Origin of the sequence: Paraburkholderia sp. JHI869, from assembly GCF_038900775.1 — a bacterium.
Classification (GTDB): Bacteria; Pseudomonadota; Gammaproteobacteria; order Burkholderiales; family Burkholderiaceae; genus Paraburkholderia.
Genome location: NZ_JAYMSC010000009.1, coordinates 93,723 through 113,032 on the forward strand (window position 1 = coordinate 93,723; position 19,310 = coordinate 113,032).

16 protein-coding genes are annotated in these 19,310 nt (G+C 66.6%); 6 read left to right on the forward strand and 10 right to left on the reverse strand.

What is annotated here, in order from left to right; translation table 11 throughout:
* Window positions 1-5: 5 nt before the first annotated feature.
* On the reverse strand, window positions 6-935 hold the full coding sequence (locus VSR72_RS17345) for a LysR family transcriptional regulator (RefSeq protein ID WP_342953574.1): 930 nt from the start codon (window positions 933-935) through the stop codon (window positions 6-8).
* A 128-nt stretch (window positions 936-1,063) separates the two neighbouring features.
* Between VSR72_RS17345 and VSR72_RS17350 the strand changes: the two genes are divergently transcribed.
* The 3 genes from VSR72_RS17350 to VSR72_RS17360 all read left to right on the forward strand — a co-directional run bounded on the left by VSR72_RS17350 (window position 1,064) and on the right by VSR72_RS17360 (window position 4,773).
* Window positions 1,064-2,002, forward strand: a complete 939-nt coding sequence (locus VSR72_RS17350) for a hydroxymethylglutaryl-CoA lyase (protein WP_342953575.1) — start codon at window positions 1,064-1,066, stop codon at window positions 2,000-2,002.
* A gap of 16 nt (window positions 2,003-2,018) precedes the next feature.
* Window positions 2,019-3,170 carry a CaiB/BaiF CoA-transferase family protein gene (locus tag VSR72_RS17355; RefSeq protein ID WP_342953576.1) on the forward strand — a complete coding sequence of 384 codons (1,152 nt, stop codon included), beginning with the start codon at window positions 2,019-2,021 and terminating at the stop codon, window positions 3,168-3,170.
* Between the two features lie 163 nt (window positions 3,171-3,333).
* On the forward strand, window positions 3,334-4,773 hold the full coding sequence (locus VSR72_RS17360; protein ID WP_342953577.1) for an MFS transporter: 1,440 nt from the start codon (window positions 3,334-3,336) through the stop codon (window positions 4,771-4,773).
* A gap of 49 nt (window positions 4,774-4,822) precedes the next feature.
* On the opposite strand, the gene VSR72_RS17365 is transcribed toward VSR72_RS17360, so the two are convergent.
* The 7 genes from VSR72_RS17365 to VSR72_RS17395 all read right to left on the reverse strand — a co-directional run bounded on the left by VSR72_RS17365 (window position 4,823) and on the right by VSR72_RS17395 (window position 12,268).
* Window positions 4,823-5,173: a DUF2322 family protein gene (locus tag VSR72_RS17365; protein ID WP_342953578.1), complete on the reverse strand. Its 351-nt coding sequence runs from the start codon at window positions 5,171-5,173 to the stop codon at window positions 4,823-4,825.
* 68 nt (window positions 5,174-5,241) lie between these two features.
* Window positions 5,242-6,624 (reverse strand): amidase, encoded by a 1,383-nt coding sequence (locus tag VSR72_RS17370; protein ID WP_342953579.1) that lies wholly within the window; start codon window positions 6,622-6,624, stop codon window positions 5,242-5,244.
* Between the two features lie 38 nt (window positions 6,625-6,662).
* Window positions 6,663-7,364: a DUF2848 domain-containing protein gene (locus VSR72_RS17375; protein ID WP_342953580.1), complete on the reverse strand. Its 702-nt coding sequence runs from the start codon at window positions 7,362-7,364 to the stop codon at window positions 6,663-6,665.
* An 80-nt stretch (window positions 7,365-7,444) separates the two neighbouring features.
* A complete protein-coding gene (locus VSR72_RS17380; protein ID WP_342953581.1) occupies window positions 7,445-8,764 on the reverse strand; it encodes an MFS transporter in 1,320 nt (439 codons plus the stop codon).
* 62 nt (window positions 8,765-8,826) lie between these two features.
* Window positions 8,827-9,483, reverse strand: coding sequence for a hypothetical protein (locus VSR72_RS17385; RefSeq protein ID WP_342953582.1), 657 nt, complete (start codon window positions 9,481-9,483; stop codon window positions 8,827-8,829).
* Window positions 9,484-9,583: 100 nt separating this feature from the next.
* Complete coding sequence (locus tag VSR72_RS17390) at window positions 9,584-10,642, reverse strand: LysR family transcriptional regulator (protein WP_342953583.1); 1,059 nt, start codon at window positions 10,640-10,642, stop codon at window positions 9,584-9,586.
* Between the two features lie 159 nt (window positions 10,643-10,801).
* Window positions 10,802-12,268: an MFS transporter gene (locus tag VSR72_RS17395; protein WP_342953584.1), complete on the reverse strand. Its 1,467-nt coding sequence runs from the start codon at window positions 12,266-12,268 to the stop codon at window positions 10,802-10,804.
* 192 nt (window positions 12,269-12,460) lie between these two features.
* Here VSR72_RS17395 and VSR72_RS17400 point away from each other — a divergent pair, with 192 nt between their 5' ends.
* On the forward strand, window positions 12,461-14,065 hold the full coding sequence (locus tag VSR72_RS17400) for an EAL domain-containing protein (protein ID WP_342953585.1): 1,605 nt from the start codon (window positions 12,461-12,463) through the stop codon (window positions 14,063-14,065).
* A 23-nt stretch (window positions 14,066-14,088) separates the two neighbouring features.
* Here the strand turns inward: VSR72_RS17400 and VSR72_RS17405 are convergent, their stop codons facing one another.
* Complete coding sequence (locus tag VSR72_RS17405; protein ID WP_342953586.1) at window positions 14,089-14,625, reverse strand: hypothetical protein; 537 nt, start codon at window positions 14,623-14,625, stop codon at window positions 14,089-14,091.
* 307 nt (window positions 14,626-14,932) lie between these two features.
* Window positions 14,933-16,360 carry a PLP-dependent aminotransferase family protein gene (locus VSR72_RS17410; protein WP_342953587.1) on the reverse strand — a complete coding sequence of 476 codons (1,428 nt, stop codon included), beginning with the start codon at window positions 16,358-16,360 and terminating at the stop codon, window positions 14,933-14,935.
* A gap of 366 nt (window positions 16,361-16,726) precedes the next feature.
* On the opposite strand from VSR72_RS17410, the gene VSR72_RS17415 reads away from it, so the two are divergent.
* Together VSR72_RS17415 and VSR72_RS17420 are read left to right on the forward strand one after the other, a co-directional pair.
* Complete coding sequence (locus VSR72_RS17415) at window positions 16,727-18,058, forward strand: amino acid permease (RefSeq protein WP_342953726.1); 1,332 nt, start codon at window positions 16,727-16,729, stop codon at window positions 18,056-18,058.
* Window positions 18,058-19,290 carry an FAD-binding oxidoreductase gene (locus tag VSR72_RS17420; RefSeq protein WP_342953588.1) on the forward strand — a complete coding sequence of 411 codons (1,233 nt, stop codon included), beginning with the start codon at window positions 18,058-18,060 and terminating at the stop codon, window positions 19,288-19,290. The genes VSR72_RS17415 and VSR72_RS17420 overlap by 1 nt, the downstream gene beginning before the upstream one ends.
* Window positions 19,291-19,310 lie beyond the last annotated feature (20 nt).

Consider the following 19,310-nt stretch of genomic DNA (forward strand, 5'->3'; position numbering starts at 1 on the left):
GACGATCAAGCCTTGCTTCGCGCGCCACGTTGCTTGTGCGCCGCGCGCTCCACGAGATGCTCGACCATGCGCTGCGCGGCGGGCTGCAGCGTGTCGAACGCACGAAAGCAGACGATAAAGCGCCGCCGCGCCCAGGCGTCGGTGAGGGCAATGGTGTGCACGTCCATGATGCGGCGGTAGGTGTTGCTCACCTCCTGAGGCACGACGCTGATGCCGAGATTGGCGGCCACGACGCGGAACGCCGCGTCGAGCGTCGACACTACCGCGCGATAGGCGACCGTGCGCCCGCTGCGCGCCGCCGACTGCCGCAGCATCGTGTGCACTGCCGTGGACGGCGGCAGGCCCACGTGTTCGTAATCGAGCGTCTCCTCGAACGCGATGGTGCGGCGTTTCGCGAGCGGGTGCTCGGGATGGACGGCTAGCACGAGCCGGTCTTCGCGCCAGGGGCGCGACTGCAGCCCGCCAAGCTCCACGTTGTCCCAGCACACCCCGAGCGAAGCCGCGCCGTCGCGCACGCGCTCCACGAGTTCGTGCGACGTGCGCTCCTCCACGTTCACGCGAATGTTCTTGTACGCGGGCAAGCGCATGAACGACGCGAGATCGTCGAGCAGCGCCTCGGCGATCGCGGAGGCCGAGGCGCACACGCTCACGCTGCCGGAAAGGCCGCTGCCGAGCGCGGCAACGTCGCTGGCCGCGCGCTCCAGCGTGAAGATCACGCTGCGCGCGTGTTCGAGCAGCGCGAGACCCGCCGCGGTGGGCTGCACGCCGCGGCGCGAGCGCGTGAGCAGCGGCACGCCGAATTCGCTTTCGAGCTGGGCGATGCGCTTGCTGATCGCGGAGGGCTCGATATGCTCCTCGCGCGCCGCACGCCCCATGTTGCCGTGCTCGCACACGCTCACGAGCAGGCGCAGGGTTTTGAGGTCGATGTCGTGCACGGCGTCTCCTTGCTGCGTGTTGTGTGTTTCCGAATTGGAATCTTGAAGCTTCCAAAATACCGCTTTATGTATTTTGCGGAATGCCTAAAGTTAGCACATCGCTGGAAACAAAAGACGGAGACACTTTCATGCCCTCATTACCGCAGCGTTGCGTGATACGCGAAGTCGGCCTGCGCGACGGCCTGCAGAGCATCCAGACGGTGCTGCCGACCGACCACAAGATCGAATGGATACGCGCGGCGCACGAAGCCGGCCAGCGCGAGATCGAAGTGGGCTCGTTCGTGCCCGCGCGCCTCTTGCCGCAACTTGCCGATACGGCGGAACTCGTCGTCTACGCCAGGACGCTGCCGGACCTGGTCGTCTCGGTGCTCGTGCCGAACCTGAAGGGCGCCGAGCGCGCGCTGGAAGCGCAAGCGGACCTGCTGCTCGTGCCCCTTTCCGCAAGCGAAGCGCATAGCCTCGCGAACCTGCGCAAGACGCCCGATGAAGTCGTGGCGGAAGTCGCTCGCATACGCGCCGCGCGCGACGCCAGCGGCGCGAAGACATTGATCGAAGGCGGCATCGGCACGGCGTTCGGCTGCACGCTGCAAGGGCGCGTGGAGCCCGCCGAAGTGCTGCGCTGCATGCAAGCGCTGCTCGACGCAGGCGCGGACCGCGTGAGCCTCGCCGATACCGTGGGCTACGCGAACCCCGCCGCCGTGCGGGAACTCTTCGAAGCCGCGCGTGTGATCGCAGGCGAGCGCCTGTGCTGCGCGCACTTCCACGACACGCGCGGCCTCGCGCTCGCCAACGTCTACGCCGCGCTCGAAGCGGGCGTGACGCGCTTCGACGCCACGCTCGGCGGCATCGGCGGCTGTCCGCATGCGCCGGGCGCGAGCGGCAATGCATCGAGCGAAGACCTCGCGTTCATGCTCGCCGACATGGGCATCGACACCGGCATCGACATCGAGCGGCTGCTCGCGCTGCGCGCGCGCGTGGCCCAGTGGCTGGAGGGCGAAACGCTGCATGGCACGCTGTGGCGCGCCGGCCTGCCGAAAACCTTTGGCGCAATCGCGCATCACGCCTGATTAGTTTGAGATCCTTATGAATACTGTCAACCGGCTTCCACTCGAAGGCGTGCGTGTCGTCGAATTCACGCACATGGTCATGGGTCCCACTTGCGGCATGATTCTCGCGGACCTGGGCGCCGAAGTCATCAAGATCGAACCGCCCGGCGGCGACAAGACGCGCAACCTGCCGGGCCTCGGCATCGGTTTCTTTCGCTCGTTCAACCGCAACAAGAAGAGCGTGGTGCTCGACATCAACACCGAAGCGGGGCGCGCGGCCGCCGTCGAACTGATCGGCGAGTGCGACGTGATGCTCGAAAACTTCCGGCCCGGCCTCATGGAAAAGCTCGGCCTCGATTACGCCACGCTCTCGCAGCGCTACCCGCGCCTCATCTACGTCTCGCACAAGGGCTTTTTGCCGGGCCCCTATGAAAAACGTCTCGCGCTCGACGAAGTCGTGCAGATGATGGGCGGCCTCTCGTACATGACCGGGCCCGCGGGGCGGCCGCTGCGCGCCGGCACGTCGGTCAACGACATCATGGGCGGCATGTTCGGCGCGATCGGCGTGCTGGCCGCGCTGCGCGAGCGCGATGCGACGGGGCTCGGCCAGGAGGTGCAGAGCGCGTTGTTCGAGAACTGCGTGTTCCTGAGCGCGCAGCACATGCAGCAATACGCGATGACGCACGAAGCGCCGCCGCCCATGCCGTCGCGCGTGTCGGCCTGGAGTGTGTACGACGTGTTCACGCTTGCCGAAGGCGAGCAGCTTTTTATCGGCGCGGTGAGCGACAAGCAGTTCGTGACGCTGTGCAACGTGATCGGCTGCCCACAGCTTGCCGACGAGCCGCACTTCGCGAACAACGCGCTGCGCGTGGCGGTGCGGCCCGAATTGCTCGACCGCCTGGGCGCCGTGCTCGCCACCCACCACGTGGCCGAACTAATGCCGCGTCTCGAAGCGGCGGGCATTCCTTACGCGCCCATCGTGCGCCCCGACCAGTTGCTCGACGATCCGCACCTGAAGGCGAGCGGCGGACTCGTGCCGATGCAGACCGACGACGGCGGCACGACTGAAGTCGTGCTGCTGCCGCTCATGATGGGCGGCCGCCGTCCGGGCGTGAGGCAGCCGCTCGCGCGGGTGGGCGAGCATACCGAAGAGGTGCTGGCGGGGCTGAAGTCACACGCCACGCCCTGAGCAGGCGGCACACAAAGTAGCAGCAGCACGTTAGCGGTTCCCCCGCCGGTTTGCCATACGGTTGCGCGTGCAACGAGCCGCCAGAAGCTCGCACGCGCCGCGCGCACGCAGGCCCGGCGTTCACAAGAATGACGCCCGGTGAGGCGTCGTCACGGAGACAAGCATGCAACGAACCCTCGGCGCGGACGCCCCGCTCGACGCCGTCACGGCCCCACACGTGGGCAATCGCGCGGCCGCCGCGCTTTCCGCCCGGCTCGACCGTCTGCCCGCCACGCGCCAGCTCTGGATGCTGGTGATGCTCATATCGCTGGGCGGCTTCTTCGAGGTCTACGATCTCATCTTCACGGGTTATATTGCGCCGGGCATGGCCAAAAGCGGCATGCTGCAAACGACCACGCACGCGTTCTTTGGCTTCAACGGCATAGGCGCGTTCGTCGCGGCGACGTTCGCGGGACTTTTCATCGGCACGTTCTTCTTCGGCTGGCTTCCCGACCGCTTCGGACGCCGAAGCGTGTTCACGTTCTCGTTGCTCTGGTATTCGGTGGGCTCGGTGGCGATGGCGTTTCAGCATACCTCGCAGGGGCTGATTCTTTGGCGCTTCATCACCGGCATAGGCGTGGGCATCGAGATCGTCACCATCGACAGCTATGTCACGGAGATGGTCCCGCAGCAGATGCGCGGGCGCGCCATGGCGTTGAATCAGGCGATCATGTTTTCGGCCGCGCCCATTTCGGCGCTGCTTTCGTGGTGGCTCGTGCCGCAGGCGCCTTTCGGTCTCGACGGCTGGCGCTGGGTCGTGCTCGCCGGTTCGCTCGGTGCGGCGATCGTATGGTTCGTGCGCCGCGCCGTGCCCGAAAGCCCGCGCTGGCTCGTGACGCACGGTCAAACGGAAGCGGCCGAACGCGTGATCGCGCAGATGGAGCAGCGCGCCGTGCGCGAAAGCGGCAAGGCCTTGCCCGAGCCTTCGCCCACGCTCGTGCTGCCCGCGCATCGGCGCGCTTCGCTTGCGGAGCTTTGGAAGCCTCCGTACCGCTCGCGTCTCATCATGCTGATCGCGTTCAATCTGTGCCAGGCCGTGGGCTATTACGGCTTCGCCAACTGGGTGCCCACGCTCCTGATCGGGCAGGGCGTGACCGTCACGAAGAGCTTGCTTTATGCGGTCGTGATCGCCATCGCGCTGCCGAGCGGGCCGCTGCTCGCGATGTTCGTGGCCGATCGCATCGAGCGCAAGTGGCTCATCGTCGGTTCGGCGTTCGCGGTTATCGTGTTCGGGCTGCTGTTCTCACAGGCGCGCGGCCCGGTTGCGCTCATTTCGCTCGGTGTCCTGATCAGTCTCGCGGGGCAGACCATTTCCGTGTGCTATCACGCTTACCAGGCTGAGCTTTTCCCCACGGCCGTGCGTTGCAGCGCCAACGGCATCGTCTATTCCGCGAACCGCGTGGGCGCGATGATGTCGGGTTTCATCATCGCCGCGTTGTTACGCGATTTTGGCGTGAGCGGCGTGTTCGCCGGCATCACCGTGTGCATGCTCGCGGTGATGATTTCCATCGGCGGGTTCGGGCCGCGCACGAATGGTGTGCGCCTGGAAGAACTTTCGGCGTGAGGGTCAAGGGAGGCAGGCGTGCCGCGGGGCACGCCTGCCAAGGCAACGCTCAGGCTGCGGCGATCACGTCGATGCGCAGCGCCGGGCCGCCTGCCGCGATTTCCAGCAGACGATCGACGTTCGGGTGCGCGCCCGGACGGTTGCGCGCGTCGGCGGTGTGCTCGGCGAACACGGCGAGGCCATGCTCGGCGGCGTTGGCGTCGAGCGTGCCGAAGGCTTGGCGCAGATAGAGGTAGACCGCAAGCGAGCCCTGTTTGCCGGGTTGGTTCTCGATGCTCGCGGCCACGATGCCCTGGGCGTCCACGAGATCGATGCGCGCGATGCCGTCGATGCCCGGCAGCAGTGCGAGATTGTCTTTGAAGACGGCGCCCGGTTGAATTGCCTGAATCACTGAAAACACTCCGTTGGTTCGATAAATGGCTTTTGCGGAGCCGTATCTTAGCCGATCGGGGTGAGTGCCGCCGTGCATCAGGCGGCGTTCGCGTCCTGTAACACGCTTTCGATCGCGGCGGCCACACTCAGCACGTGCGCGTCGCTTTCGGCGAGTCCCGCCACGCTCAAGCCCACGGGAGCCTCGTCGCGGGGCGCGCAGGGCAGCGACACCGCGCAGCCGTCTAGAAAATTCACCACCGAGGGATTGCGCAGCACGAGCGCGTTCGTTGCCGCGAAGTGCGCCGGGTCGGCTTCGAGCGCCGCGATGGCGGGCGGCACGATGGGCACGGTCGGCATCAGGAAGGCGTCGAAGCCCGCGAGTGCGGCGCGCGCCTGCGCAATTGTCGAGGCGCGCGCGGCGAGCAGGTCGATGTAGTCGGCGGCGCTCGCCGTTTCACCGAGGCGAATGCGCGCGAGCACGCGCGGGTCGTAGCGCTGCGCGTGCGCATGGAGCCGGCTGCGGTGCGTCGCGTAGGCCTCGATCGGCGAGAAACCGAAGCGGTTGATGGCGGGCAGCGCCTCCAGCAGCGGCAGATTCAGCGGCGCGATCTGCATGCCCGCACGCGAGAGGCGGGTGAGCGTGGCTTCCCATGTGCGCGCGACATGCGCGTCCATGCCTTCGGTCACGTAGTTCGAAAGCACCGCGAGCCGCAGGCCCTTGGGCGCGGCGGGGCGCACTCGCGCTGCGTCGCCGTCCGTGGACAGGCCCGCGAGCACGCGGTCCACCAGCGCGCAGCACGCCACGCTCGGAGCGATGGCGCCGATCGAGTCGAGCGTGGTCGAGAGCGGGAACGTACCGGCCGTCGGCACGCGACGCGCCGTGGGCTTGAAGCCGGTGAGGCCGCAGAACGCGGCGGGAATGCGCAGCGAGCCGCCCGTGTCGCTGCCTAGTCCGGCCGCGGCCATGCCGCCCGCCACCGATGCCGCCGCGCCTGACGAGGACCCGCCCGCCACGCGTGCCCCGTCGCCGTCGCGCCACGGGGAGCGCGGCGTGCCGCGCCACGGATTGAGGCCGAGCCCCGAGAACGCGAACTCGCTCATGTTGGTGCGCCCGAGCGGGACGGCCCCGGCGCGGCGCAGGCGTGCCACGGCGGGCGCGTCGAAGGCGGCGGGCGGCGTGTCGTCGAGCACGCGCGAACCCGCGCGCGTGGGCTCGCCCGCCACGTCGAACAGGTCCTTGATGGAAACCGGCAGGCCCGCGAGCGGCGAGAGCCGCACACCCGCGCGGCGCAGCGCGTCCTGGGCGTCGGCTTCGCGCCGCGAGCGTTCGGCGTCGAGGGCGATGAACGCGTGGCCGCCGTTGCCGCCTGCCGTTGCGATGCGCTCCAGCGCGGTTTCCACGAGCGCGCGGCTCGTCGTGCGGGCCGCGTCGAGGTCGGCGGCGAGTTGAGATAGGGGCGTGGCAGGAAGGAATGACATGGGTTTCGTTGCGCGTGTACGGGAAGAAGGGGGAGCGCTCAGGCGACGACGGGCAGCGCGCGAACCGCGTAACGCGCGCGCAGGCTGCGTTCGAGCACCGGGTCGTGCAGTTCGAGCTCGAACGCGTCGCCCGATTCCATCGCCGCCATTTCGCCGTTTACCGCGAGCGTGCCGCTGTACATCGCGCTGCCCGGCGGCAGCGCGCCCGTTTCCGTGTAGCGGCGCCACAGGTCGGCGGGCGGCAGCAGGCCGTCCACGGCGCCGCTCTGGTAAGCGCGCGTTTCGCCGTTCGCCGTGATGAGCGTGGCGCGCATCGTCAGGCGGTCCCAGTGGCCTGCCACGTCTTCGTAGCGCCACGCCTCGCGGCCCAGTGGCTTCGGGCACACCTGCTTGGACACCGCCACGCTATACGCCTCGGCCTTGCGGTCGGTGTGGTCGGAGCCGATCGTCAGGAGCGTGCCGAGCGGGCTCGCCACGAGCACGCACTCGATCTCGCCGCTCGTGTGGGTGCCGAGCACCTCCACCGTTTCGGCCTGGTTCAGCTGCTCCGCACCCACGCGGTAGAAGAGCGGCGTGCTCGAAGGCGGCGCCACGCCGAGCGCGGCGAGTTCGTCGATGTGGTGCTGGATCGCGTGGGCGTCGCGGCCGGCCCAGCCGGCGATCACGAGCGTGTCGATGTCGAGCGAAAGCGGCGTGGCTGCGCCGCCGGCCGGAAGGACGGTGAAGGAAAGCGTGGTCATGGTGGCAGTTCGAAAGAGGTAGGGCGCTCCCGGCGCGCTTGCTGGTGCACTGGCTCGCGCGCCGGGAGGAAAAGCGGAGGTCAGTCCTGCAGCGGGCGGTGTGCGGTCTCGCGTGCGGCGATCAGCGCGATGCCGGTGACGATGAGCGCGCCGCTCACATAGAGCGAGACGGCCGCGGTGCTGTGCGAGCTACGGAACAGCGCGACGATGATGAGCGGTGCGAAGCCGCCGCCAAGAATCCCGGCGAGCGTATAGGCGAGCGAGGAGCCGGCGTAGCGCACGCGGGTCGGGAACTGCTCGGTGACGAAGGCGGCCTGCGGACCGTACATCACCGCGTGAATCACGAGGCCGACCATCACGGCGAGCACGATCAGCGCGGGCTGCGAGGTGTTCATCAGCGTGAAGAAGCCGAACGCCCAGACGATTGCCGCGATCACGCCGCCGAGGTACACGGGCCGCCGCCCGAAGCGGTCGGAAAGCGCGCCGAAGAACGGCACGGCAAGGGCGTTGCAGGCCGTGCCCGCAAGCACGGCGGTGAGTGCGAGCGAACGCGAGAGGTTGAGCACCGTGGTCACATAAGTGAGCGTGAATACGACGAGCAGGGCGTACAGCACGTCGGAGCCGATGCGCGCGCCGCCTGCCACGATGAGGCGCCGCCAGTGCTGCGAGAACACTTCGAGCACGGGCACTTCGGCGGTGGCGTGCGCTTCGTTGAGCTTTTCGAACTGCGGCGTTTCGCCGACGCTGCTGCGCACCCAGATGCCGAAGCCCACGAGCAGCAGGCTCGCGAGGAACGGCACGCGCCAGCCCCACGAGAGGAACGCATCGGACGACACGGAGATCGTGATCACGGCGATGAAGCCCGTGCCGAGCAGCGTGCCGAACGAGGGGCCGACCTGCGCCCACGAAGCGTTCAGGCCGCGCTTTTTCTGGTCGCCGTGCTCCACCGCGAGCAGCACCGCGCCCGCCCATTCGCCGCCGAGCGCGATGCCCTGCACGAAGCGCAGCGCGACGAGCAACATGGGGCTCAGGATGCCGGCCGTGGCGTAGGTGGGCAGCACGCCCATCAGCGCAGTGGTAATGCCCATAAGCACGAGCGTGATCATGAGCACGGCGCGGCGGCCCATGCGGTCGCCGAGATTGCCGAAGATGAAGCCGCCCAGAGGCCGCGACACATAGCCCACGGCGTAGGTCGAAAACGCGAGCAGCGTGCCCGCGAGCGGGTCGACCGAAGGGAAGAACAGATGATTGAAGACCAGCGCGGCGAGCGTGTTGTAGACGGTGAAGTCATACCATTCGAGCGACGTGCCGATCATGCTGGCGCTCGCAAGACGGCCGCGTCCGGTGCGGGTGCGGCCGATCGTCGAGGCCTGGGCGAGAGAGTTCATCGGGGACTCCATAGTCGTTGAGCGGGCCGGGGTTGCGTGAAGCGTTGCGTGAAGTGCTCAGGGCCTGCGCTGCGTCACGCCGCGAGGCGCCAGAGCATGTCGAAGCTGCGCACCGTCTCGCGCGCCACGCCCGCGGCTTGCGCGAGCTGTTCGGCGGCGGCGCGCGCGGCGGCGTTCGAACTGCCTTCCACGAACACGACTGCGTCTTCCTGCGCGGCGCGCGCCGTGCCCGCATCGCCGCCGGTCGCAAGCGGCGAGGAAAGCGTGCCCTCGGTGCGGAACACGCGCACTGCGTGGACGCCGGGTTCTTGCGTGGCGGCGGCCGCCGCATCGCGCCAGTTCGCGGCGGCAAGCGCTTGCGGCGCGGCCACGAAGATCGCGACGTGCGCGCCTTCGCCTTCACCCGCTTCGAACGCCAGCTCGCCCACGCGGCGCTGTGTATCGCTCATGCGCGCGAAGTTGCGCAGCGACCAGTCGGTCTGCACCGTGAAGGCCTGGCGGTAGGCGTCGCTGCGGAACACGTCGAGCGATTCCGTCACGTAGAGCGCGAGGTAGCGGCGCGCATGGCCGTCGTTGGCAAGAAAGCGGCGCGCATGGCGAAAGCCGCGAATGCCTACGCGCTCCTGCATGTGCTCGCGGTCGTACCACGCGTTGAAATCGGCTTCGGCGTGCGGGTCGGTATCGGTCCAGATGCAAAGCTGGCCGGGCTGGGCGGTCGGTGTCGTGCTCATCGGGTCTTCCTGCGCATACGTTGATTCGGATAGACGCAGTTTGGCGAGCGCGGACCGCTTCGGTCCAACAAGAAAAAAAATACGCAGTGAACAGGTTTTTTTATCGCCGTGATTTGTCGCTGGCGGCGCGCTCTGGTTTTGCCGGTCCTTGGCGCGCGGCTATCGCCGGTTTTGCGGCGGGCTTTGCACCCCCTGCCGCGCGGGCCGTGGCTTTCGGGCGGTGCGCGGTGCTGGCGGATTGGGCCGGTGGCACACCGTCGAGTTCCGGCCCTAAAGTGAGCACGAACGCTTGCGCCTGCTCCGCGGCCAGTTCGGCGATGCGAGCGGGCAGCGGCTGGCTCGGCAGGCGGTAGCTCGCCACGAGCGGCAGCGGCACGAACCCGCTTTCCACGTCGAGCACTTTGAGCGCGCCCTCGCGCAACTCGCGCGGGATGATGGCGGGCGGCAGCACGCTCACGCCGAAGCCGTCGGCCACGAGCCGGATCATGGCTGCGACCGAGCTGATGCAGTTGATGCGCACCGGGCGCTCCACCGCGCGCGCAAACTCGCGTTCGAGCGCGATGTGCGGCCCGGAATGGCGCGAGAAGCTGATGATGGGAAATTCGGCGAGCCGCGCAAGGTCGACGCTTTGGCCCGAGAGCCCGAGCTTGGGGCTCGCGACCCAGCGCATGGGGAATTCGCACAGCGGCACGTCGGCGAACTCGCGGTCGCCCAGCGCATGCGTTTGCAGGATCAGATCGACGGCGTCGGCGCGCAGCAATTGCGTGAGGTGGATCGTGGTGTCGCTCGTGACTTCGATCTCCAGATGCGGAAAGCGCTCGCGCACGCGCGCCATCAACGCGGGAAACCAGCTATGCACGATCGACTCGACCACGCCGATGCGAATGAGACCGCCGCCGCCGCTCGCGTCCTCGACCTCGCGGCGCATCTCCTCGCCGAGATTCACGATGCGCTCGGCGTACGCGAGCATCTTGCGGCCCGCGGGCGTGAGCGTGGCCGAGCGCGAATTGCGGTCGAAGAGCCGAACGTCGAAGCTCTCCTCCAGCGCAGCGATGCGGCTCGACACGGCCGCCTGCGTGGTGTGGAGCTTTTCCGCGGTGAGACGGAAATTCTGCAGGCGCGCTAGCCAGATGAATGTTTCGAGAAACCGGATATTCATGATTCGGTGAAGGGCGGACGGCGAGGACGCATGATAGCGCGTCATATTTCCCTTGCCGAATCGCTGCCGGAAATCCCGTTCGAGCGCTTGCCGGATTCAATCGGAATGCGAATCAAATTCAGTGTGGTATGAGATGCACGACCTCTGTGGTCAATCGCTTCACTCGTCCTCCACAGCCGAAAGCGGCGCAGCCACATGTTCGAGCGACTTGCGCTCGGCATCCACGCCCCAGATCGCGGCCACGAGAGCCGCCGCGAGCATGAGTGCCGATCCCACCACATAACCCGTGAACACCTCGCTGCGCTGATGCGTATCGATCAGTCGTCCGAAGAACGCCGGCCCGATGATGCCGCCCAGCGCCGTGCCGAACGCATAGAACACGGCGATGGCCAGCGCCCGAATCTCCAGCGGAAACGATTCGCTCACGGTCAGATACGCGGAACTCGCTGCCGCCGAGGCGAAAAAGAAAATCACCATCCATGCGCCGGTTTGCATCGTCGCCGTGAGCATGCCTTGCTCGAAGAGCCAACCGCTCACCGTAAGCAGCACGCCCGAGAGCGCATAGGTCGCGGCGATCATCGTGCGCCGGCCGATCACATCGAACAGCCGCCCCAGCACGATCGGCCCGAGGAAGTTGCCGAGCGCGAACGGCAGCAGATAGAGGCCCACGTCGCCGCCCGGCACGTGATAGAACTCCGTGAGCACGAGCGCGTAGGTAAAGAAAATCGCGTTGTAGAAGAACGCCTGCGCCGTCATGAGCGAAAGACCCACCAGCGCGCGCCGGCGGTGCCGCACAAAAATGGCATGAAACACGGCGCTCAACGGTGTGTGGCTGCGGGCGTGCAAACGCAGCGGATCACCGGGCGGGTCGTCGAGCGTATGGCCTGCGTCGTGAAAGCGCGTTTCGATGCCATCCACGATGCGTTTCGCTTCGTCGTGCTCGCCGTGCGTGAGAAGCCAGCGCGGGCTTTCGGGAATCCAGCGTCGCATGGGCAAGATGATGAGCGCGAGCACAGCGCCGATGAAAAAGCACACGCGCCAGCCCCAGTCCGCGGGCAGCAGGTGCGGGTCGAGCAGCACGACCGAACCCGCCGCGCCGATGGCCGCACCCACCCAGAACGTGCCGTTGATGCTCAGGTCGGTCCAGCCGCGCACGCGCGCGGGCGTGAACTCCTGGATCGTCGAATTGATGGCGGCGTACTCGCCGCCGATACCCGCGCCCGTGATCGCGCGAAACGCGACGAAGCTCGCGAAGCTCCACGAGAACGCCGTCGCGGCGGTGGCCAGCAGATACACGGCAAGCGTGATGAAGAAGAGCTTGCGGCGGCCCAGCCGGTCCGTGAGCCAGCCGAAGCCGAGCGCGCCGCACACCGCGCCCGCGATATACGCGCTGCCGGCAAGGCCCACCTGCGCGTTGTCCAGATGCAGCACCGGGCTCGTTTTTAGCGCACTCGCTACCGCACCGGCCAGCGTGACTTCGAGACCGTCGAGCAGCCAGGTGACGCCCAGCGCCACGACGATGAGCACGTGAAAGCGCCCCCACGGCAAGCGGTCGAGGCGCGCGGGCAGCGTGGTTTCGATGATAGCGGGCTTATCGGTCGTCTCGGTCGTATTGGGAGGATTCATCGGACAGGGCGGCTAAGGCACGCGTTGCCTTGTAGCATGCGCCGTTCCCGAAACGAGGGCGCGCGTAAAAACAGAAAAATCAGCATGTGAGGGAGCGGGTGCCGTGACGTATCATCTGTTCATACAAAAGCGCGTGACGCGCAGGGAGCCCATGTCCGCAACGGGGCGCGCCACCCATGCACAGGTGTGCTCATGACAAAACCAGCTACGTGGTCTCCGCATCGCCAATCCCGTTTGTCGGGCCTCACGCCCACGCTTGCCGCCATCGTCACGCTCTTGTGCGCCGCAAGCTTGCTGTTGCTCGCGGTGATCACCGGCGTGAGGGAAGGCGACAAGTCGATCCGTACACGCGAAGGACTGATTGCGCAGGATATGGTGTCCGCCGTGGAGCACATTCTCGACAGCGTGCTCGACGCGCAAAGCGCTGCGCTCGCGGCGCTCCCGGGGCAACCCTGCGAGCGTGTGGCGCGGCAGTTCGCAGAGTTGCGAACACACGTCAACTACGTGCGCGGTATCAATCTCGTGGCGAACGGGCGGCTCTACTGTTCGTCCGCGCTCGGCTCCTACGACCTGCCGCTCGCCCCGTTCTTCGCGCAGGTGCCCGCAAGCACCGCGATCTCGCTGCTTGGCGGCTCGCCCTGGCAGGCGCACGTGCCGGTCATGCCGCTTTATGTTCCCACTGGCGAAAACGTCGGCTTGCTCTACGTGATCGAGTCGGCCTATCTGACCGATGCGCTTGCGCACGGCATACGCTACGGCGCGGGCAGCGTCACGCTTTCCGTGCCGGGCGCGGCGGCGCTGGACGATCGCGGCGCGCTGCTCGCCGCCGGCGACCCGGCGCGGCATGCGGGCGCGCGCGCCACGTCTTCGCGCTGGGGCTTTGCCGTTGACGTGGCGTTTGCGGCAAGCGCGTATCGCGACGCGCGCTGGAAGTACGGCCTGCGCTTTGGCGCGGCGGCGCTGCTGGTCGATCTGCTGATCGGCGCGGCCTGGCTCATCGCGTTCGCGCCGCGCCGCTTGCTGCTCTCGGCGGTGCGCCGCGGGCTCAGGCACGGCCAGTTTCATGTGGTCTACCAGCCTGTGGTCGAACTGGCGACCGGCCGCGTGAGCGGCGCGGAGGCGCTGATTCGCTGGACTCATCCGAAGTTCGGCGCGGTGAGTCCCGCCGTGTTCATGGCCGATGTGGAAGGCAGCCGCCTGCTTGGGCCGCTCACGCGCTTCGTGCTCGAACGCGCCACCACGGAGATGGTCCGCGCGACGACCGTGCGCCCGTTTCACCTCGCCGTGAATGTGGCGCCGCTGGACTTCGAGCGCAAGGACTTCGTGGCGGACGTGCTCGCCGTGATCGAGCGCCTGCCGCCGGACGTGATCCTGATTCTCGAAGTGACCGAGCGCTTCCTGCTCGAACAGCGCGCCCGCATCGAGGCGGTGTTCGAGACGCTGAAGGCGCGCGGCGTGAAGTTCGCCATCGACGACTTCGGCACGCACCATAGCAACCTCGACACGCTCGGGCGCTTTCCCTTCGACTACGTGAAGATCGACGGGCAGTTCGTGCGGCAACTCGAGCGGCGCGGCGATCAACTCGTCAAGGGAATCGTGGCGATGGCGAGCCACTTCGGCATGGAGATCATCGCCGAGGGCGTTGAGACCGAGGCGCAGCACGAGATGCTGCAACGACTGGGCATTCGCTATGCGCAGGGGTACTTCTACCGTCGGCCGGGCTGCGCTGCGAGCATTGCCGAAATGCAGCGCGATGCGAGTCTGGTGCGCTACGCGGTGTCGACGCCCGTGCGCTAGTGTGAATAAAACAACCCGCGCATTTAGAAGCCGCGCCGAACCGTAACCGTTGCGCCTGTGCTGTGAGAATGAAGAATGGCGACGCGCGCGGTGGCGGAAAACACCCACTCGTCAACGGTCAACGAGAGTCTTCGTTGAGGCTGGGCGCCGATGTTCAGCGTGCTGTCCGGCACCGTGAGAATCGAGATTTGCGGCGCTGTGGAAGGGCCCATCTGCAGATAACCGGAAGTGGGCTGCGCAGCCTGCTGCGCGCCGTAATGGCTTCCGGGTGCGGATTTCACGAACTCGTAATGGTATTTGTCTTGTGCCACCGGCGCGCTATAAAAATTTTCGACTTGCGCGTAAAAGGGCTTTGGCTGATTCGCCTGATATTCCATTTCGTACCGGCGCAGGTACGCCTGGGGTTCCGGTGGTAGCGCTGGAACCACTTCCAGAGGCATGGACGGGATATTGGCGACCGTCATGGTTTCGGGAGTGTCCACAGTGGTGCTCTGAGCGAATGCATAACCGCTCAGCATAAAAAAGGCTGCACCGACAATCTTTTCGTTCAGGCACGTCATGAGCATGCCTCCAATGACGAACTCGAAACATCAAACTGTCGAAAGTTCCTGCCGAACAGACTGCCTTTGCATCACGTGCATCAATGCATTCTAGTACTTGATTTGCGTCCTGCTAGCCGAATCTGTGCGCACGTTATGCAGATGGATGCAAAGTCCACCAGCTTGCAGATGGGCGTGCGATGTCGTTGCCTAACATCGCAGACGATATGACCAATTGGGGCGTCGGGAAGACCACCCGCAGGGGAAGAAATTGCGGATGGTCGATCGGCCAGCGAAGCTAGCCCATTGGGGAAAATACGAGTGCGGCCTAGATCGTGCCAAAGAGCGCGCGCGGCCGGTCCTGCAGCGTGCGTGCGAGGACCTTGAGTGCGCGCGCCAGTTGCTCCCGCGAGGTTGCACACGCGAGGTTGATGCGTACGCCGTGCTCGAGCGTCGAGCGGTCCACGGCGAAGGCCGAGGCGGGCATGGTGTTCACGCCGCGCGCGAGTGCGTTGGCGGCGAAGTCGTCGGAGCGCCACGGCGCTGGCACGCGCAACCAGACGAACATGCACGCCGGGTCGCTGTTGAGCAGATCGCGCGGCAAGATCTCGAGCGCGAGTTCCTGCCGTGCGTGCAGCTCCGCACGCTGCGCTTCGAGTATGAGCTGCGCGGTGCCGTCCTCGATCCAGCGCGTGGTGATGAGCGTGGTGAGCGGCGCGGGCATCCACGCCGTCGTGCGCACGGCTTCGGCAGCGAGCGCCGCCCCATGCGGCGGCGTGAGCAGATAGCCAATGCGCAGCCCCGGCGCCAGCACCTTCGAGGTGGAAGCCACGTGGAAGGTCAGTTCGGGGCACAGGCTCGCGATGGTCGGCAGGCGCTTGCGCAGCAACGGCCCGTATACATCGTCCTCGATGATCGCCACGTGATGCCGCCGCGCGATTTCCACGAGCGCGAGGCGCCGCTCGAGGCTCATCGTCACCACGCTGGGGTTCTGCAGGTTCGGCACGGTGAAGATCGCCTTCACCGGCATGCGGCGGCACGCGTCTTCGAGCTGATCGGGCAGGAGGCCTTCGGCGTCGCTCGGGATACCGACCAGTTCGAACTGGAACACGGGCGCGAGCGCCTTGAGGCCGTAATAGGTCAGCTTGTCGGAGAGGATCACGCCTTCGTGTCCCATCAGGCTGCTCAGGACCGCGTAGATGCCGTGCTGCGCGCCGCTCGTCACGACGAGATTGTCGGGCGAGGGCGTGAAGCCGGGCGCGGCGATCCATTGCGCGCCCGCCGCGCGCGCCCATTCCGCGCCCTGGGGCGGCTGGTATTCCTGGGTTTCCGCAAAGCGCGGGTCGCGCGGGATCGACGCCATCGTGCGAGCGAGTTGCGCGAGAAACTCTCCGGTTGCCGGCCGGTTGACGGTGAGGTCGACCACACCGCTCGCTTCGGCGCCGCTCGCCTCAGCGCTGCGCTGCGCCGCGCCGCCGACAGCGGGCATGGCCCCGCCGGTGACGATCGAGCCGCGCCGCTTGCTCGCCACGATCAGCCCGCGCGCCTGCAACTCCTTGTAGGCGCGCGAAACGGTGGAGACATTGATGCCCAGCTCCACGGCCAGATCGCGCTGCGGCGGCAGGCGGCTGCCGGGCGGGTACTGACCGCTGCGCACCTGCTCCTCGAGATTGCGGGAGACCTCCAGATACGTGGCTTGACGACCCTTTGTCTGGATATTGTCATCCGATTTTGTCTGGTAATCATCGGCTTTCATGCAAGTAGTAACTCCATACAAAACTCGATCGTCTGCCACATTGCTTTGCCACTGTGAGCTGCGTCACCAGCGTCGCTACCGCATCTTTAACCCAGAAATGTGATGTCTGGCAAGAGCTTAGCCGCTTACTCCTCAGGCCGAAAGGCCATCCGCCAGGGAAATTCCTGGTCTCCACACAAAGCATTTTTAATTGCACACAAAAAATTATTGTGTGAGTATGAATCCAAGGTTTTGTTCGGCCAGCAGTTCGGCGCAACACGCACTGTATTACAGGAGGACAGGCTCGTGGCAACCCGGCAACCCACACCCGCATCTGACGGAACATCAACACCCCTCGGCCATTCGCTGCGCAAGCGGCACGTCACGATGATTTCGCTCGGCGGCATCATCGGCGCGGGGCTCTTCGTCGGCAGCAGCGCCACCATCAGCGCGATGGGGCCGGCCGCATGCCTGAGCTACCTGCTGGCGGGCATCGTCGTGCTGTTCGTCATGCGCATGCTCGGCGAGATGGCGCTTGCGCATCCGGGCGTCGGCTCGTTCACGGAGTTCACGCGCATTGGTCTTGGCGACTGGGCCGGTTTCACGAATGGCTGGCTCTACTGGTACTTCTGGGTGATCGTGGTCGCCGTGGAGGCGGTGGCGGGCGCGGGCATCCTGCAGCGCTGGATTCCCGCTCCGGTGTGGGTGATCGGCCTCGTGCTGCTTTCGCTCATGACGGTCGTGAACCTGCTCTCGGTGAAATCGTATGGAGAATTCGAGTACTGGTTCGCGTCGATCAAGGTCGCGGCGATCATCGTATTCATTGTGGTGGGCGCGAGCTACCTGTTCGGGTTCAGCTCGTGGCACCAGACCGTGAACAACCTGAGCGGCGACCACGGCTTCATGCCGTTCGGCGCGATGTCGATCTTCGCGGGCGTGCCCACGGTGATCTTCGCCGTGGGCGGCGCGGAGATCGCGACCATCGCCGCGGCCGAATCCGACGATCCGGGCCGCAACGTGGCTTCGATGACGCGCTCGGTCATCCTGCGCGTCATCACGTTCTATGTCGGCTCGCTCTTCGTGATCGCGTGCATCGTGCCTTGGGCGAGCATCAAGGTGGGCTACTCGCCGTTCGTGGCCGCGCTGGAAACCATGCATATTCCGGGCGCCGCGGACATCATGAATGCAATCGTCCTCGTGGCCGTGCTGTCGGCGCTGAACTCCGGGCTGTACGTTTCTTCGCGCATCGTGTTCCGGCTCGCCGAGCGCGGCGACGCGCCGCGCAGGCTGCTCACGCTCTCGAAGAGCCGCGTGCCGCGTCTCGCGGTGGTCGCGAGCAGCATCGTCGGCTACGTGGCCATCGTGGCGGCGATCGTCTCGCCGCAGGGCGTGTTTCTCTATCTGGTTAGTGCATCGGGCGCGGTCATGCTGTTCGTGTATCTCTCCATCGCCGTTTCGCAGATCGTGATTCGCCGGCGTCTCGAGGCAACGGCGCCCGAACGGCTCACGTTCAAGATGTGGCTCTTTCCCTGGCTTTCGTGGGCCGTCGTGGCGGCCATCGCCGGCGTGCTCTGCGCGATGGGCTTCGACCACGCGCTCTCGGGCCAGCTCATGGCGAGCTTCGCGAGCCTGGCGGTGGTGTCGGCGGCTTACGTGCTCACGCGCAAGAGGACTCACGTGCAGGAATTCCGTGAGCCCGCAACCAACTGGAAGAAGTAATGGCGCAAGTGGCTGTCATCGGCGCGGGTTTCGTGGGGTTGTCGTGTGCTTACTGGCTCATGCGCGACGGGCACAGCGTAACGCTGTACGACGCGCAGGGGCCGGGCGAGGGCGCCTCGTACGGCAACGCGGGCACGTTCGCGAACTACGCGTGCATTCCCGTGAACAACCCCGACGTGTTTCGCAACATCCCGCGCTATCTGTTTTCGTCGACGAGCCCGTTGCGCATTCGCTGGGGCGACGTGCCGGCGCTCGCGCCGTGGCTCACGCGCTTCCTGCTGAGCGCCACGCCGCGCCGCTACGAGGGCAGCGTGAGCGCACTCGCGCAACTGCTCTCGCGCGCATTCGACGGTTATCGGGAAATGCTGGCCGTCGACACGCTCGCTTCTTTCGTGCGAGAGCGCGAATGTCTGTATCTGTATTCGAGCGCGGCGTCGTTCGAGGCCGCGCAGCCGTCGCTCGCGCTGCGGCGATCGATGGGCGTGGCGTTCGAAACGCTCGCGCGCAGCGAAATCTCACACCTGGAGCCGGGCCTCGCGCCGCTCTTTGCGCAGGGCACGCTCTTCAAGGGCAGCTGGTTTCTGAGTGATCCGCGCGGTTTTCTTCAGGCCTTGCATGCGATGTTGCTGGAGCGCGGCCTCGTGCACCGGCGCGTGGCCGTCGAGACGCTGGAGCCTGCGCCCAGCGCGGTGAAGCTGATCGATACGGCAGGCGAGGCGCATGACGCCGAGCAGGCCATTGTGTGTGCCGGCGCGTTCTCGGGGCGCCTCGCGCGCCAATGTGGCGACGCGGTGCCGCTAGGCGTGGAGCGCGGCTATCACGTGCGCTTTCCTGGCACCGCTAACCGAATTTCGCGCCCGTGCGGCTGGGCCGAGCGCGGCTTCTACATGACGCCGATGGATGGCGGCATTCGCGCCGCGGGCACCGTCGAGCTGGCGGCCAACGGCGCGGGCAAGAACGCCGACCTGCTGCGGCTGTTGACGCGCTCCGCGCAAGAGGCGCTGCCCGGACTGCCGGAGCCGGATAGCGACTGGCTGGGCTTCAGGCCGAGCCTGCCCGACGCGCTGCCCGTGGTGGGCGCGTCAAGCCGCTCGCCGCGTGTGATCTACGCGTTCGGGCACCAGCATCTGGGCGTAACGCTTGGCGGCGTAACGGGCAGCGTGGTGGCCGATCTCGTTGCGCAACGTGCGCCGCCACTCGATCTCGCGCCTTATAGTCCGCGCCGGTTTTAACCCATTTTTCCAGCCACTTG